We start from the raw sequence: 16,668 nt of genomic DNA on the forward strand, positions 1-16,668 counted from the left end.
CCGAAGCGACGCAGACCGGCGGTGAAGCGCTGGTGACGGCACCGGGCGGGCCTTCGGACCTCCCTGGGCACCGCGCGGACAACCTGTGCCCCGGCATGGCAGGATCACCCCACGCTCGAACCACAAGATCCGGAGGAACGAAGTGAAGTTCCGCGTCGACCGCGACGTCTTCGCCGACGCCGTCGCCTGGGCTGCACGCAGCCTGCCCGTGCGTCCCAGCGCACCCGTGCTCGCAGGTCTCCTCGTCGAGGCCGGTGACGACGGACTTGTGCTCTCGTCCTTCGACTACGAGACCTCCGCCCGGGCCGAGGTCCGCGCCGACGTCTCCGACGAGGGCCGGGTCCTGGTCAGCGGGCGCCTGCTGGCCGACATCTGCCGCAGCCTCCCGCACAAGCCCGTCGACTGCGAGGTGGTGGGCGCCAAGCTGGAGATCAAGTGCGGTTCCGGCCGGTTCAGCCTGCAGACGATGCCGGTGGAGGACTACCCCTCCCTGCCCGCCGTGCCTGCCCCGAGCGGCGTGGTCAAGGGCGAGGAGTTCGCCAAGGCCGTCGCCCAGGCGGTCACCGCCGCCGGCCGCGACGACATGCTCCCCGTGCTCACCGGTGTCCGGATCGAGATCGAGGGCGACCGGATGTCGCTGCTGGCCACCGACCGCTTCCGTCTCTCCCACCGCGAGCTCACCTGGACGCCGGCCCAGACCGACGCCTCCCTGGCCGCGCTGGTCCCGGCCAAGGTGCTCAGCGACACCGCCAAGACCCTCGGCGGCGACGTGACCATCTCGCTGGCGGCCGCCGGCGGCGACGGGATCATCGGCTTCGAGGGCTCCACCCCCGACGGCGTGCGACGCACCACCACCCGCCTGCTCGACGGCGAGTTCCCCAAGGTCCGCAGCCTCTTCCCCGCCGAGCACCTCACCGTGGCCACGGTCAACCGCCAGGACCTGATCGACACCGTCAAGCGGGTGGCCCTGGTCGCCGAGCGCAACACGGCGGTGCAGATGAAGTTCGCCGACGGGGAGGTCGTGCTCGACTCCCAGTCCGGTGACGAGGCGCAGGCGACCGAGGCCATCGAGGCCGAGATCAAGGGCGGCGAGATCATCACCGGCTTCAACCCGACCTACCTGCTCGACGGCCTCAGCGCCCTCGACGGGGAGAAGGTCGACCTGGCCTTCACCCAGGCGACCAAGCCCGTGGTCATCTCCGCCACCGACGGCGCAGAGCACGCCTTCCGCTACCTGCTGATGCCGAGGAGACTGCTCTCCTAGCGGCCTCGCCGCGGGCACGCCCGCCGTCGCGCCAGACCAGCCGTCACACCACTGGAGGGATCCGCATGGAGATCGGGCTCGTCGGACTCGGCAAGATGGGCGGCAACATGCGCGAGCGGCTGCGCCGCGGCGGTCACACCGTGGTCGGCTTCGACCACAACCGGGAGGTCAGCGACGTCGACTCGCTCGAGGCGGTCGTCGGGCAGCTGTCGGCTCCCCGCGTCGTGTGGGTGATGGTCCCCGCCGGGGGGCCGACCCACGAGACCGTGACCGCGCTGGGCGAGCTGCTCTCCCCCGGCGACGTGGTCGTCGACGGCGGCAACTCCCGCTGGACCGACGACGTCGCGCACGCCGAGCAGCTCGCGGAGAAGGGCATCGGCTACGTCGACTGCGGGGTCTCCGGCGGGGTCTGGGGCCTGGAGAACGGCTACGCCCTGATGTACGGCGGCACCCCCGAGGACGTCGCCAAGGTGCAGCCGGCCTTCGACACCCTCAAGCCGGAGGGCGACTTCGGCGCCGTCCACGCCGGCAAGGTGGGCGCCGGTCACTTCTCCAAGATGGTCCACAACGGCATCGAGTACGCGATCATGCAGAGCTACGCCGAGGGGTGGGAGCTGCTCGAGGCCGTCGACGTCGTCGACAACACCACCGAGGTGCTCCGCTCCTGGCGCGAGGGCACCGTGATCCGCTCCTGGCTGCTCGACCTGCTGGTCGCCGCGCTGGACGACGAGCCCGGCCTGGCCGGGATCCAGGGCTACGCCGAGGACTCCGGCGAGGGCCGGTGGACCGTGGAGGCGGCCATCGAGAACGCGGTCGCGGTGCCCGCGATCACCGCCGCGCTCTTCGCCCGCTTCGTCTCCCGCCAGGACGACAGCCCGGCGATGAAGGCGATCGCGGCGATGCGCAACCAGTTCGGCGGCCACGCCATGCGCACCCCCGCCCCCGAGGGCGGCGACGTGGCCGGCGCCACCGGGCCGGAAGAGGCCGGCGCCGCCCGCCAGGCCGGGGCGGGCGACGACACCGAAGCCGCGGAGAGCTAGCACCCCCGTGTACGTCTCGCACCTCCTGCTCCACGACTTCCGCTCCTACACCGACATCGACGTCGAGCTGGAGCCCGGCGCCACGGCGTTCATAGGTCGCAACGGCCAGGGCAAGACCAACCTCATCGAGGCCGTCGACTACCTGTCCCGGCTCGGCTCCCACCGGGTGGCCACCGACGCCCCGCTGGTGCGCGCCGGCACCGACCAGGCCCTGGTCCGTGCGGTGGTGGTCAAGGACGGACGCCCCGCGACCCTGGAGGTCGAGCTCAACCCGGGCCGGGCCAACCGGGCCCGGATCAACAGGTCCCCGCTGCCGAGACCGCGCGACCTGCTCGGCCTGGTCCGCACGGTGGTCTTCTCCCCCGAGGACCTCACCCTGGTCAAGGGCGACCCGAGCGACCGCCGCCGCTTCCTCGACGACCTGCTGGTGCTGCGTACCCCCAGGCTGGCCGGGGCCCGCGCGGACTACGACCGGATCCTGCGCCAGCGCAACTCGCTGCTCAAGACCGCCGGCGCGGCGCGCCGCGGCGGCTCCTCGCAGGAGGCGGCGCTCTCCACGCTCTCGGTCTGGGACTCCCACCTGGCCCGGGTGGGCGGCGAGCTGCTGGCCCACCGGCTCGAGCTGGTCGAGTCCCTGCGCCCCTACGTCGGCAAGGCCTACGAGGCGGTGGCCCGCGGTGCCGCGCGCGACGACGCCGAGATCGACTACAAGTGCTCCTTCGAGCTGGAGCCGTGGACCGAGCCCCCGGGGGCCGAGGACCTGGAGCGGCAGATCCTGGCCGAGCTGGAGCGGCGCCGGCGCGACGAGCTGGAGCGCGGGGTCAGCCTGGTGGGTCCGCACCGCGACGACCTGCTGCTGGTGCTGGGCAACGGCGACGTCCGGCTGCCGGTCAAGGGCTACGCCTCCCACGGGGAGTCGTGGTCGGTCGCGCTGGCGCTCAAGCTCGCCTCCTTCGACCTGCTGCGCAGCGAGGGCGACGACCCCATCCTGATCCTCGACGACGTCTTCGCCGAGCTCGACACCGGACGACGCCAGCAGCTGGCCGCCCTGGTCGCGGGCGCGGAGCAGGTGCTGGTCACCGCCGCGGTCGCCGAGGACGTGCCGCAGGCCCTGGCCGGGGCCCGCTTCCACGTCGCCGAGGGGCGGGTGACCCGTGGCTGAGGTGCGGCCGGACCCCGTCGGGGGCGAGGAGGCGAAGGAGAGCGCGGGGTCCCCCGAGGCTGGGGAGCCGAAGGGGATCGAGGAGCTCGAGGAGCACCGCGACGACGGCCTCGACCTGGCGCGGGCCCAGGCCCGGGCCACGTCGCGCTCCCCCGGCGCCCCGCCGGCCAAGCGGCGCAAGCAGGCAGGGCAGGGCAGTGCCTTCGCGCCGCGCACCCGGGGCCGGAGCCGGGTCTCGGGGGCCCACCCCGACGACCGCGACCCCCAGCTGCTGGGCAGCGCCCTGGAGCGGCTGGTCCGGAGCCGCGCGTGGGAGACCGACCTCCAGGTGCAGAGCGTCTTCGCCCGCTGGTCGGAGCTGATCGGTGCGGAGGTCGGCGACCACTGCACCCCCGAGACGCTGGTCGACGGCAAGCTGGTGGTGCGCACCGACTCCACCGCGTGGGCGACCCAGCTCAGGATGCTCGCCCCCCAGCTGGTGCGCCGGCTCAACGAGGAGCTGGGGCACGGCACGGTGGTGGTCATCGAGGTGCTCGGCCCGCACCTGCCGTCGTGGAAGAAGGGACCACGTTCCACCCGCGGCCGGGGGCCCCGAGACACCTACGGCTGAGCCTGGGGCCGACGGGCCAGAGCCGCGTCGTGCGGATCTGAGAGGCCCGCGGACGTACAGGGAGTCATCCGGACCCCTGATCGGGGCTCGGAGGGGCCTTCTCGGACCGCTCAGAGCCGATTTCGTCCCCAGATCGCCCCATCTGTGGCCCGGATGCATGCCTCAGGAGGTCCTAGCCGCTAAACTTGCCGCTGGGTCGCGGACTCTGGTAGTCGCGGCTTTCTGTGTGTCGAGATGCCCCTGAGCGGGCGAGTGGAAGAGGGACCGCGTGAGTGCTGAGTCGCCAGTCGAAGACCTGAACCCCGGCCAGTCGAGCACGGCGAGCGACGGCGAGTACGACGCCTCCGCGATCCAGGTGCTCGAGGGCCTCGAGGCGGTCCGGAAGCGCCCCGGCATGTACATCGGCTCGACCGGTGCCCGGGGTCTGCACCACCTGATCTGGGAGGTCGTCGACAACTCGGTCGACGAGGCGCTGGCCGGCCACTGCGACCGGATCGTGCTGACCCTCCAGGCGGACGGCGGGGTCCGGGTCGAGGACAACGGTCGCGGCATCCCCACCGGCATCCACCCGACCGAGGGCATCTCCGCCCTCACCATGGCGCTGACCATGCTGCACGCCGGCGGCAAGTTCGGCGGAGGTGGCTACAAGGTCTCCGGCGGTCTGCACGGCGTCGGCATCTCGGTGGTCAACGCGCTGTCCACCCGGGTGATCGCCGAGGTGAAGAACCGCGGCCACCTGTGGCGCCAGACCTTCCACATCGGCGTCCCCGAGGCCGACCTCGCGGAGGTCCGGCCGATGGAGGACGGCGAGCGCACCGGCACCACGATCATCTTCTACCCCTCCCGCGAGATCTTCGAGACCGTCGAGTTCGACCTGGAGACCATCACCTCCCGGCTGCGCGAGATGGCCTTCCTCAACAAGGGCCTGGAGATCATCATCCGCGACGAGCGGCCGGCCGCCGAGGCCGTCGCGGACGCGGTGGAGGACGGCACCGTGGCCGTCGACGCGGCTGAGCCCGCCGACAACGCGCTGCGCCGGGGCGCCGGCGGGGGTGTCGAGCGCCGCTTCAAGTTCGAGCGCGGCATCGTCGACTACGTCGAGCACCTCAACCGCAACAAGGACCGGGCGAACGCCTCGGTCATCTCTTTCGAGGCCCAGACTCCGCCCACCGCGCAGAGCCACATGAGCCTCGAGGTGGCGATGCAGTGGAACACCAGCTTCAACGAGTCGGTGCACACCTTCGCCAACAACATCAACACCCACGAGGGGGGCACCCACGAGGAGGGCTTCCGCGCGGCGCTCACCACCCTGGTCAACAACTGGGGCGAGGAGTGGGGCCTGGTCAAGAAGAAGGATGACCGGGTCTCCGGTGACGACATCCGCGAGGGCCTGACCGCCATCATCTCGATCAAGCTGGGCGAGCCCCAGTTCGAGGGCCAGACCAAGACCAAGCTCGGCAATACCGAGGCCAAGGGCTTCACCCAGCGGGTGGTCAACGACCAGCTCGGTGCCTGGCTGGAGCAGAACCCCAACGAGGGCAAGGAGATCATCCGCAAGGCCCAGGCTGCCGCCTCGGCCCGGATGGCCGCCCGCAAGGCGCGCGACCTGGCCCGCAACCGCAAGGGCCTGCTGGGTGGCGGCGGACTGCCGGGCAAGCTGGCCGACTGCCAGTCGACCAACCCCCGCGAGTGCGAGGTCTTCATCGTCGAGGGTGACTCCGCCGGCGGCTCGGCCAAGCAGGGTCGCGACCCGCGCATCCAGGCGATCCTCCCGATCCGCGGCAAGATCCTCAACGTCGAGAAGGCGCGGATCGACAAGGTGCTCGGCAACGCCGAGGTGCAGGCGATCATCTCCGCCCTCGGCACCGGTATCCACGAGGAGTTCGACCTCGACAAGCTGCGCTACCACAAGGTCGTGCTGATGGCCGACGCCGACGTCGACGGCCACCACATCAACACGCTGCTGCTGACCCTGCTGTTCCGGTTCATGAAGCCGCTGATCGAGCACGGCTACGTCTACATGGCGCAGCCGCCGCTCTACCGGCTGCGCTGGAACAAGCCGCACGAGCACGAGTTCGTCTACTCCGACGCCGAGCGCGACAACCTGATGCGCGACGGCCTGGAGCAGGGCAAGAAGCTGCCCAAGGAGAACCCCGTGCAGCGCTACAAGGGTCTGGGCGAGATGAACGCCGACGAGCTGTGGGAGACCACCATGGACCCGACCCAGCGCCTGATGCTGCAGGTCACGCTCGACGACGCGGCACAGGCCGACGAGATCTTCTCCATCCTGATGGGCGAGGACGTCGAGCAGCGGCGTTCCTTCATCCAGCGCAACGCCAAGGACGTCCGATTCCTCGATATCTAGGTTTCTAGCAGGATCCTTAGATTCGAGTAGATCAACCGATCAAGAGAGACGAACACGTGACTGAGACTCCCCCGGGCGGCACCACGATCCACGGCGGCGGCGACGACGACGGCCGGATCCAGCCGATCGAGCTGCAGACGTCGATGAAGCGCTCCTACATCGACTACGCGATGGCCGTCATCGTGGGCCGCGCCCTGCCGGACGTGCGCGACGGTCTCAAGCCCGTGCACCGTCGGATCCTCTACGCGATGTTCGACGGCGGCTACCGGCCCGACCGCGGCTTCTCCAAGTGCTCGCGCGTGGTCGGCGACGTGATGGGTCAGTACCACCCGCACGGCGACTCCGCGATCTACGACACCATGGTCCGCCTCGCCCAGCCCTGGGTGATGCGCAACCCGCTGATCAACGGGCAGGGCAACTTCGGCTCGCCGGGCAACGACCCGGCCGCCGCCATGCGGTACACCGAGTGCCGGATGGCCCCGCTGGCGCTGGAGATGGTCCGCGACATCGACCACGACACCGTCGACTTCCAGCCCAACTACGACGGTCGCTCCTCCGAGCCCACCATCCTGCCCAGCCGCTTCCCCAACCTGCTGGTCAACGGCTCCGCCGGAATCGCGGTCGGCATGGCCACCAGCATCCCGCCGCACAACCTGCGCGAGGTCGCCGAGGGCGCGATCTGGGCGCTGGAGCACCCCGACGCCTCGCGCGAGGAGCTCCAGGACGCGATGATCGAGCGGATCAAGGGGCCCGACTTCCCGATGGGCGCCCTGATCGTCGGCCGCCAGGGCATCGAGCAGACCTACCGCACCGGTCGCGGGTCGATCTCGCAGCGGGCCGTGGTGGAGATCGACGAGGACGCCAAGGGCCGCACCTGCCTGATGATCTCCGAGCTGCCCTACATGGTGAACCCGGACAACCTGGCGCTGAAGATCGCCGAGCTGGTCGACAACGGCCGGATCCAGGGGATCGCGGACGTCCGCGACGACACCTCCTCACGCACCGGGCAGCGGCTGGTCGTCGTGCTCAAGCGCGACGCGGTGGCCCGGGTGGTGCTCAACAACCTCTTCAAGCACACCGAGCTGCAGTCCAACTTCAGCGCCAACATGCTCGCGCTGGTCGACGGCGTCCCGCGGACCCTGACCATCGACCAGTTCATCAGCCACTGGGTGACCCACCAGATCGAGGTCATCCAGCGCCGGACGCGCTTCCTGCTGGCCAAGGCCGAGGCCGACGCCCACATCTGGCGCGGCCTGGTCAAGGCCCTGGACATGCTCGACGAGGTGATCGCGCTGATCCGCCGCTCGCCCGACGTGGACGAGGCCCGTACCGGGCTGATCGCGCTGCTCGACGTCGACGAGCTCCAGGCCGACGCGATCCTCACCATGCAGCTGCGCCGCCTGGCTGCGCTGGAGCGGCAGAAGATCATCGACCGCCTCGCCGATCTCGAGCGCGAGATCGCCGACTACAAGGACATCCTGGCCAACGAGGCCCGGCAGCGGCAGATCGTGATCACCGAGCTGACCGAGGTGGTCGACAAGCACGGCGACGACCGACGCAGCCAGATCATCGCTGCCGACGGGGACCTCTCCATGGAGGACCTGATCCCCGACGAGGAGCTGGTCGTCTCGATCACCCGCGGTGGCTACGCCAAGCGCACCCGCCGCGACCAGTACCGGATCCAGAAGCGTGGCGGCAAGGGCGTGCGTGGGGCCACCCTGCGCGGCGACGACGTGGTGGAGCACTTCATCGCCACCACCAACCACCACTGGCTGCTCTTCTTCACCACCGCCGGCCGGGTCTACCGGACCAAGGCCTACAACCTGCCCGAGGCGTCCCGCGACGCCAAGGGCGGTCACGTCGCCGGTCTGCTCTCCTTCCAGCCCGACGAGTCGATCGCGCAGGTGCTGGCCATCCGCGACTACGACCAGGCGCCCTACCTGGTGCTCGCCACCAAGCAGGGGCTGGTCAAGAAGACCCGGCTGGCCGACTACAACTCGCCGCGTCAGGCCGGCGTCATCGCCATCAACTTCCGCCACGACGACGACGAGCTGATCGGCGCCGAGCTGGTCAACTCCGAGGACCACATCCTGCTGGTCTCCCGCAAGGGCCAGGCGGTGCGGTTCCGCGCCGACGACTCCCAGCTGCGTCCGATGGGCCGGGCTACCGGCGGCGTGACCGGGATGAAGTTCCGCGACGGCGACTCGCTGCTGTCGATGTCGATCATCCGGGCCGCCCAGGTCGAGGCCGAGGACGCCGCCGGCGAGGCGGGGGTCTCGGTGGAGGATGCGGCGGAGACCACGTCCGGCGGTGCCGAGCAGCCGGTCGGCGAGCAGGGTCCGTGGTTCGGCCTGCACCCGCAGTACGTCTTCACCATCACCGACGGCGGGTTCGCCAAGCGGACCCCGATCCCGGAGTACCGCGTGCAGTCGCGTGGTGGCATCGGGATCAAGGCGATGTCGCTGGCCAACGCGGAGCGGGGCCAGCTGGTCGGCGCCTTCATCGTCGAGGAGGGTGACGAGATCCTCTCGATCACCGCCGGCGGCCAGGTCGTGCGCAGCCCGATCAACGAGAACTTCCGCCCCACCGGACGCTCCACGATGGGCGTGAAGTTCGTCAGTCCGAAGGCCGGGGACTCGGTCGTCGTGGTCGCACGCTCGATGGAAGCGCGCGAGGATGCAACAATCGATGAGGACGTCACGGCCGAGGAGGTCACCGAGGCCGAGGCGGGCTCCCACCCGCAGTCCGACCCCCAGACCGAGAGCAGCACCGAGAGCAGCACAGAGAGTGACTCCTGATGACCGAGAGCGCACGTCCGCGCAGCCGTGAATCCGAGGACACGGTCGTGCGGACGGCGCTGCCCGGACGGATCGGCGCCACCCTGAGCAAGGCGGCGGAGGAACACCGCGACACCGCCACCATGAGGCCGACCACGGCGGGCAAGAAGCAGCCCCGCCGGGCCCGGCTCCGCCTGACCCGGCTCGACCCGTGGTCGGTGACCAAGACCTCGTTCCTGCTCTCGGTCGCCTTCGGCATCGTCACCTTCGTCGCGGTCTTCATCGTCTGGTTCGTGCTGGGTGCCGCGGGCGTCTGGGACTCCATCAACGAGACGGTGGCGAGCGTCGCCGACCCCAAGGACTCCCCCAGCGCCTTCGACATCACCGAGTACGTCGGGATGTCGCGGGTCCTGGGCTTCACCGCCCTGGTGGCGGTGCTCGACGTCTTCCTGCTGACCGCTATCGCCACCTTGGGGGCGTTCCTCTACAACATGTCCGCCGCGCTCCTCGGGGGCGTGGAGGTCACCCTGGCCGAGGACCAGCACTAGGCGTTTTGTTGCTCCCGAAGCCGATCAGGTAGTCTTCCCCGCGGTCACCGCCTCGGCGGTGACGTCGTCCGGCCCCGGCCGGAGGAGGGCCTATAGCTCAGACGGTTAGAGCGCTTCCCTGATAAGGAAGAGGTCACAGGTTCAAGTCCTGTTAGGCCCACCACCCCCGGTCGGACTCCCCGGCACTCGTCGAGGTCACTCCCGGCCGGTGAAGACGAGGAGACCACCGTGAAGAAGCTCGTGCTGATCCTGCTGGCCGCCGCCGGTGCCACCCTCGCGAAGAAGAAGCTCGACCAGAGCCGCACCGAGCAGGCCCTGTGGGCCGAGGCCACCGACCCGGTCACCACCAGCACCCCGCCGAGCTGAACCGGGTCGGCTGACACGCGCAGCCGCACCCACCTGGTTCACCAGGGGCCTTGGCGCAATTGGTAGCGCACCTGCTTTGCAAGCAGGGGGTTAGGGGTTCGAGTCCCCTAGGCTCCACCAGAGAAACCGCAGGTCACCTTGCGGTTTCTTTCATTTCAAGTGTGTTCTGGTTTGGTTCGGGATCGGGCGCTAGGGGGACTGGTGGGGGAAGGATGGGATCATCGTCCCGAACTGAATGACCTTGAGGTGGTCCGCGCCAATGGCGTGACGGTTGGATGAGCGGTTCGCTACCCACAACTGGGCCACAGGCTTGTGGAACCTGTGGATGTGATCTGCAGGTCGCCTCCACAGGACCAGAAGTTGCAGTGGCGTCGACCGCTCGCGGGCTGGGAGACTGCTCTAAGGTAACCAGCGAAGCACCACGCGAAAGGGTTCGATGAGCAAGCCAGCGCCCGAGCGCAGCGATGACCAGACCGCCCGCGAACGCGCGGCCGCCGAGGTCTCGGACGTCCTACTGAACATCGAGTATGCGCTTACCCGCGCGAAGAAGGCTCGGACTGTCGTCGTCAAGGATGGCGTGGATGGTAACGCCGGTCTCGCACTCGGGGACACGATCCGTGAGCTCGAGCGCGTGCGGAAGCGGCTCACGCAGGACACCTACTACGCAGCCGACACTCGGCTTATCTGATCAGGTGCGCAACGGGGAAGAGATCCAGCGAGCTCTAGGCACCTTCGTCGATCGGTGGCGCTCTTACTCCGGGACTGAGAAGGCCGAGGCACAGACCTTCCTGAACCAGCTCTTCGAGTGCTACGGGAGCGATCGCCGCGAGCTCGGGGCCGAGTTTGAGTCCTACGTGCCGGCTGCCGGTGGCTTCATGGACCTGCACTGGCCAGGTATTGCTCTGATCGAGATGAAGGCCCCCTCTGTCTCGGTGGCGACCGCGCAGAGTCAGGTTGAGCGCTACTGGCGGGCGTCCTCGGACCGCGCGTCGGGTCGTCCCGCGGCCCGGTGGATCGTGATCTGCAATTTCCGGGACTTCGCGATCTGGGAGTACGGCCGCTACCCGGACGCTCCGATCGTCGAGTTCACGCTGGCCGAGCTGCCGGATCGGTACGACGCGCTGGCGTTCCTAGCCGGTCCGATGGTGGAGCCGTCGTTCAACGAGCACTACCGGGAGCTCACCAAGGAAGCGGCGAAGGTCGTCTCTCAGGTCTTCGCCTCGTTGGTCGATCGATCCGCCGCGCCTCCGAACGAGCTCCAGCGTTTCATCCTGCAATCGGTCTGGTGCATGTTCGCCGAGGACCTCACGATGCTGGACGGGTACCCGTTCCAGTCGACGCTCAATGAGATACGGGACCAGCCGGGGCGCTCTGCGGCCGAGCTGGGCCACCTGTTCCGCGTGCTGAACCAGAAGGGCAAACACAATCGGGTCGGGCGACTCGCCGGTGCCCAGTACGTCAACGGCGAGCTGTTTGCGCAGCCCGCTGAGGTTGGGCTCAATCGGACTGAGATCGACTTGCTGCTCGAGGCCACTGCGTTCGACTGGCGCAAAGTGAACCCGACCATTTTCGGCTCCCTGCTCGAAGGTGTCCTTGGGCGCGAGCGCCGGTGGGAGCTCGGCGCCCACTACACGCACGAGGTCGACATCATGAAGATCGTCACTCCGACGATCATCCGGCCCTGGCGGGAGCGGATGGACGCGGCGGCGACACCCGCCGAGGCACGCGCAGCCCTCGACGACCTTTGCCAGTTCAGGGTCCTCGACCCGGCCTGCGGCTGCGGGAACTTCCTCTACGTCGCCTACCGGGAGCTCCGAGCATTGGAGTCCGAATTCAAGCAGCGGATCCGGCACCTCGCCGCCGAGACCGGCCTCCCCGTGCCCGATGGTCCCGAGCCCTACTTCCCACTGCGCAACATGCAAGGCATCGACATCGAGAGTCGCGCTGTCATGATCGCTCGGGTCACGCTTTGGATGGGCCACCGCCAGATGATTGACCTCTACGGCGCCGCTGAGCCGGCGCTGCCGCTCCAGGATCTCTCCACCATCCGGCAGGCGGACGCGCTCCGCGTGCCTTGGCCGGACACGGATTGCATCATCGGCAACCCACCGTTCCTTGGGGCGAGCCACGTCCGCGGTGGCCTTGGGGACGCGTACGTAGAGTGGCTCAAGCGCGAGTTCGGCGTCGGGGTGAAGGACCTCTGTACATACTGGTTCCGCCGGACTGCTGACCATCTGAAGCCGGGGCAACGCGCCGGTCTCGTCGGCACGAACTCAATCTCCCAGAACCTTGGCCGGTCGGTGTCGCTCGACTATGTCGAAGCGACGGGCGGCGTGATTACCGACGCAATCTCCACCCAAAAGTGGCCTGGCGAGGCGAAGGTTCACGTCAGCATCGTCAACTGGGTCGACGAGCCAGAGGAAGGGAGTCCGGGGACGTTCACCCTTGACGGTGTTCCGGCCGAGGCCATCTCGACGAGCCTGCGAGACGAGCGGCGCGACTGGATCCCAGTAGCCCTGCCTCCAAATGCGAACCGCTGTTTCGAGGGGCCGAGCCCGAAGGCCAAGGGCTTGATCATCTCGGCGGAGGAAGCGATTGCTCTGCGGTCGGACCCAACGGTCGACTATGTGCCCGTCGTCCGCCCGTATCTGACGGCGAGCGACCTGACTGATGATCCAGGGCAGGCAGCGAGCCGGTGGGTGATCGACTTCGGCCTCCGGCCCCTTGAGCAGGCGATGGCCTTTCCCCGAGCGTTGCAGATCGTCCGTGAGCGAGTTCGACCGGAGAGGGAGCGGAATCGGCGGAAGAGCTACCGCGAGAAGTGGTGGCTCTTCGCTGAGCCGAGGACGGCAATGCGCCGTGCCCTAGACGGCCTGGATCGCTTCGCGGCGCTTCCCGGACACGCGAAGCGGATTTCGTTGGGCTGGGTCTCCGCCGAGGTTCTTGCCAGCAATGCGACCGATGTGGTCGCGATTGACGATGATTACTCGATGGGGATTCTACTGTCCCGGACGCATGGAGCGTGGGCGTGGGCACAGTCGTCGACGCTCAAGGGCGATCTTCGCTACACACCGTCATCCGTCTTTATGACATTCGCGTGGCCTGATTCTGTGACCGACGTGCAGCGCGAGCGCGTTGCCGATCTGTGCCGGCGGCTGTTGGCGCGGCGCTCCGAAATCTGCCTCGCCGAGCACATCGGCCTGACCCGGCTGTACAACGCGGTGGACGATGGCGCCTGGACCGATCTCAAAGATCTTCATTGCGAGCTCGACGTCGCGGTGGCGGCCTGCTACGGCTGGCCGGCTTCGATGGCCCAGGACGACCGCGACATTGTGCGCAGGCTCACAGACCTGAACCGCGACATCGTTGAAGGGCGGAGGGAGTACAGCCCCTTCGCGTGATCCGATTGACTGCCTTGTCCTTCCGCTGCGACATGGCACGAGGATGGGCGTCGGGTACCCCGTGCCACGCGCAGTTCGTCGTCGATTGCACCTCCTGGCGCCTGCCACAGCCTGTACCCGTCAGCTCGGCGTCCCGCCACGCGGTTAGCGTCCCTCGATGACACACGGTGATGGACTCTGACGAGTCCCCAATCCAGGTCCCCCTAGGCCGTTCGAAAGGTTCAAAACCGAGCGGCACGCATGCTACGAAGGTCCGTAGATCGGTCCGCCCCTCGGGGCGGGCCGAGCGTCATTTCAAGGCTAGGTGACGAGTATTGACGGGGCGGTGACGAGGGCGATGCACGGTGGAGTGAAGTTCTACCGCGGCTCTGCGTCCGCCGCGCGCTCCAACGTGGAGGCGGACCGCTCACGAGTGGACGACTACTACCTGGCCGAGGGCACCGGGGTTGCCGAGCGCTACGTCGCCACGACTCCGCTGGGGGAGGGGGGACGCGGTGTTTCCGCAGTTCAGGACGGGGGGACGCTTGACGGTGACGCCTACGAGCGATGGGTTGCCGGCTACGACGTGCTGACCGGCGCAGCCAAGGGCCGGCTACGTGACGACACACACGCGTTGCGGTTCGTCGAGGTCGTCGTCAACGGGCCGAAGTCCTGGTCGCTGGCCGCGGCACTGCACCCCGACATCGCGACGGCCTACGACGCGGCGATGGACCGGGCCGCAGGCGAGGTGATCGGGTGGGTGGCCGACCACGCCACCACCCGCGTCGGACCACGCGGCCGCCAAGTGCAGGTCCCGGTGGAGAAGGTCGAGGCCGCTGTCGTTCGTCACTACACCTCGCGCGCCGGCGACCCGCACCGCCACCTCCACGTGCAGATCAACGCCCGCGTCTTCGCGCGTGGCGCGTGGCGCGGACTGCACTCGGTCGGCGTCGTGGACAGCATCGAGGCGCTGAACGGCATCGGTCACGCCGCCGTGATGTGCGACCCCGAGTTCCGGACCGTCCTTGCTGCGCGTGGCTACACGCTCGACGACGACGGTGAGATCCAGCAGCTCGCGCCGTACACCGGCGGTTTCAGTCAGCGCGCGGCACAGATCAACCGCAACGTCGACCGCTACGAGGCCACCTGGCGGGTCCTGCACCCCGACCAGGAGCCCGGGCCGCGGCTGCGCCGTACCTGGGACCGCCGCGCCTGGGTGGACGCCCGACCCGACAAGGTCGTACCGCACAGCGGCGCCGACCTCGTCGCCGCGTGGAACAGTGAACTCCACGACCTCGGCTTCACCCCACCGACCAGCCCCGCGACAGAGCCCGGCCTGCAGATCGGCCGGATCAACCGCAACGTCGCCGCCGACCTCGTGCTCACCCGACTCGGCGCCAAACGGTCGGCCTGGAACGCCGCAGACATCCGCGGCGAGACCGAACGGCTCATCGCCTCCATCGGCGTGGTCGCCGATCGACCCGTCCGGCACGAGCTGGTTGAAGACATCGCCCAGCGCGCCCGGGCACGATGCGTGCCCCTGCTGAAACGGGACGACGTCCCGGAGCACGTCCGCAGTTTGACCTCCGAGCGCGTCCTCGATGTCGAGGCAGAGCTGGTCGACAGCATCGCGTCACGCTCCGCCCGGCCCATCAGTAACGCGGCCCGGCTCAGCGGCCTCGCGCACCTCGACCCCACGCAACGGCGCGTCGTCGCGGCCCTCGCCGGCGACGCCGGTCTGATCGTGATCGAAGGCGCAGCCGGCACCGGCAAGACCGCCACCCTGGCCGCCACACGCGATGCACTCGACGACGGCAATCGCCGACTCGTGGTCGTTGCGCCAACGCTCAAGGCAGCCCAAGCGGCGCAGCAGCAGGTCGGCTCAGACGCCTTCTCCGTGGCCTGGCTCGTCCACCAGCACGGCTACCGGTGGGATGAGGACGGCCATTGGTCGCGGACCGACGCCACACCCGAGGCCCGCGCACGTCTGCTCCCCGGCGACGTCCTCCTCATCGACGAAGCCGGCATGCTCAACCAAGACACCGCCCGCGCCCTGTTCGCCATCGCCGACCGAGCACACGCCACCATCGCGCTCGTCGGCGACCGCCACCAGCTCCCCGCTGTCGGCCGCGGAGGCGTCCTCGACCTCGCCGCACGCTGGGCCCGACCCGAGGCGCACCACGAGCTCGAGTCGGTGCACCGGTTCAGCGATCCCGCATACGCCGACCTCAGCCTGCTCATGCGGAGCGGCGAACGTGCCGGTGAGGTCTTCGACGCGCTACTCGAACGCGGCGAGGTCATCCTCCATGCCAGCGAGGTCGAACGCACGGCGGCCCTGGCCGCGATCGGCGCCGCCCATGCCGACAAGGGTGACCAGCTCATCATCGCCGACACCCGCGATCAGGTCGGTGCGCTCAACGCAGCAATCCGCGACCGTCGCCACGCCACCGACGAGGGATCTGGGGGGCGCCATGGTGAGCGAGCTGGTGAGTCGATCACCCGCCGCGGTGAGCGGATCGCTCTCAACGACCGGGTCGCGACCAGACGCAATCACCGCGACCTCGGAGTGGCCAACCGTGACACCTGGACCGTGGCCGGAGTCGGCGATGACGGCAGTCTGCTCGTCACCGGCCGCGCCGGCCAACGCACTCTGCCCGCCACGTACGTCCACGAGCACGTCGAACTCGCCTTCACCACCACCGCTTACGGCGCCCAGGGCGAGACCGTCGACGCCGCCCACCTCGCGCTCGGGGAAGCGACCGGGGCCGCCTCTGCCTACGTGGGCATGACCCGCGGCCGCCACCGCAACACCGCGCACCTCGTGGCCGCGTCCGTCGATGAGGCGCGCAGCCAATGGACAGAGGTCTTCAGCCGTGACCGCGCCGACCTCGGCCCCAGGCGCGCCGCCGAGAGGGCCGCGCAGGACATCGACCGGTATGGACCGAACGCGCAGCCTCCCGACGCTGCGCTGCAGGCCACGGTGCTGCGAGACGGTCCTCGAAGTCCACCCCACCCAATCCCCGCTCCGCAACCGCCCTCCCACGGGATCGGCCGCTGACCACCTCCACGCCACGTGATCGCCCGGACCAGCCCGGACGACATAGGAGACCAGGAGAGCCCCGGGTCTCGACAGCAGCGGTCACAGTCGACCGATCC

Annotated in this window: 11 protein-coding genes and 2 tRNA genes; all 13 read left to right on the plus strand. The window is 69.2% G+C overall.

The window, feature by feature from the left end; all coding sequences use genetic code 11:
* Window positions 1–142 precede the first annotated feature (142 nt).
* The 13 genes from dnaN (at window position 143) to mobF (ending at window position 16,570) form a co-directional block, all read left to right on the plus strand.
* A complete protein-coding gene (gene dnaN / locus AC4BG9_RS15400) occupies window positions 143–1,264 on the plus strand; it encodes a DNA polymerase III subunit beta (protein WP_490571994.1) in 1,122 nt (373 codons plus the stop codon).
* A gap of 65 nt (window positions 1,265–1,329) precedes the next feature.
* A complete protein-coding gene (gene gnd, locus AC4BG9_RS15405; RefSeq protein WP_490571995.1) occupies window positions 1,330–2,304 on the plus strand; it encodes a phosphogluconate dehydrogenase (NAD(+)-dependent, decarboxylating) in 975 nt (324 codons plus the stop codon).
* A gap of 7 nt (window positions 2,305–2,311) precedes the next feature.
* Window positions 2,312–3,466 (plus strand): DNA replication/repair protein RecF, encoded by a 1,155-nt coding sequence (gene recF, locus AC4BG9_RS15410; RefSeq protein WP_490571996.1) that lies wholly within the window; start codon window positions 2,312–2,314, stop codon window positions 3,464–3,466.
* On the plus strand, window positions 3,459–4,076 hold the full coding sequence (locus AC4BG9_RS15415; RefSeq protein ID WP_490571997.1) for a DciA family protein: 618 nt from the start codon (window positions 3,459–3,461) through the stop codon (window positions 4,074–4,076). The genes recF and AC4BG9_RS15415 overlap by 8 nt, the downstream gene beginning before the upstream one ends.
* A 268-nt stretch (window positions 4,077–4,344) precedes the next feature.
* Window positions 4,345–6,441, plus strand: coding sequence for a DNA topoisomerase (ATP-hydrolyzing) subunit B (gene gyrB / locus AC4BG9_RS15420; RefSeq protein ID WP_490571998.1), 2,097 nt, complete (start codon window positions 4,345–4,347; stop codon window positions 6,439–6,441).
* Between the two features lie 56 nt (window positions 6,442–6,497).
* Complete coding sequence (gyrA, locus tag AC4BG9_RS15425) at window positions 6,498–9,239, plus strand: DNA gyrase subunit A (protein WP_490571999.1); 2,742 nt, start codon at window positions 6,498–6,500, stop codon at window positions 9,237–9,239.
* Window positions 9,239–9,766, plus strand: a complete 528-nt coding sequence (locus AC4BG9_RS15430; RefSeq protein WP_490572000.1) for a DUF3566 domain-containing protein — start codon at window positions 9,239–9,241, stop codon at window positions 9,764–9,766. Before gyrA ends, AC4BG9_RS15430 begins: the two co-directional genes overlap by 1 nt.
* A gap of 86 nt (window positions 9,767–9,852) precedes the next feature.
* Window positions 9,853–9,929, plus strand: a tRNA-Ile gene (locus AC4BG9_RS15435).
* Window positions 9,930–9,994: 65 nt separating this feature from the next.
* On the plus strand, window positions 9,995–10,132 hold the full coding sequence (locus AC4BG9_RS15440) for a DLW-39 family protein (protein WP_490572001.1): 138 nt from the start codon (window positions 9,995–9,997) through the stop codon (window positions 10,130–10,132).
* Between the two features lie 44 nt (window positions 10,133–10,176).
* Window positions 10,177–10,252: transfer RNA gene (locus tag AC4BG9_RS15445), tRNA-Ala, on the plus strand.
* 316 nt (window positions 10,253–10,568) lie between these two features.
* Window positions 10,569–10,820, plus strand: coding sequence for a hypothetical protein (locus AC4BG9_RS15450; RefSeq protein ID WP_490572002.1), 252 nt, complete (start codon window positions 10,569–10,571; stop codon window positions 10,818–10,820).
* 4 nt (window positions 10,821–10,824) lie between these two features.
* Window positions 10,825–13,533 carry a DNA methyltransferase gene (locus AC4BG9_RS15455; protein ID WP_490572003.1) on the plus strand — a complete coding sequence of 903 codons (2,709 nt, stop codon included), beginning with the start codon at window positions 10,825–10,827 and terminating at the stop codon, window positions 13,531–13,533.
* A 337-nt stretch (window positions 13,534–13,870) separates the two neighbouring features.
* On the plus strand, window positions 13,871–16,570 hold the full coding sequence (gene mobF / locus AC4BG9_RS15460) for a MobF family relaxase (protein ID WP_490572108.1): 2,700 nt from the start codon (window positions 13,871–13,873) through the stop codon (window positions 16,568–16,570).
* Window positions 16,571–16,668 lie beyond the last annotated feature (98 nt).

Source organism: Nocardioides sp. Z40_12 (assembly GCF_058215795.1).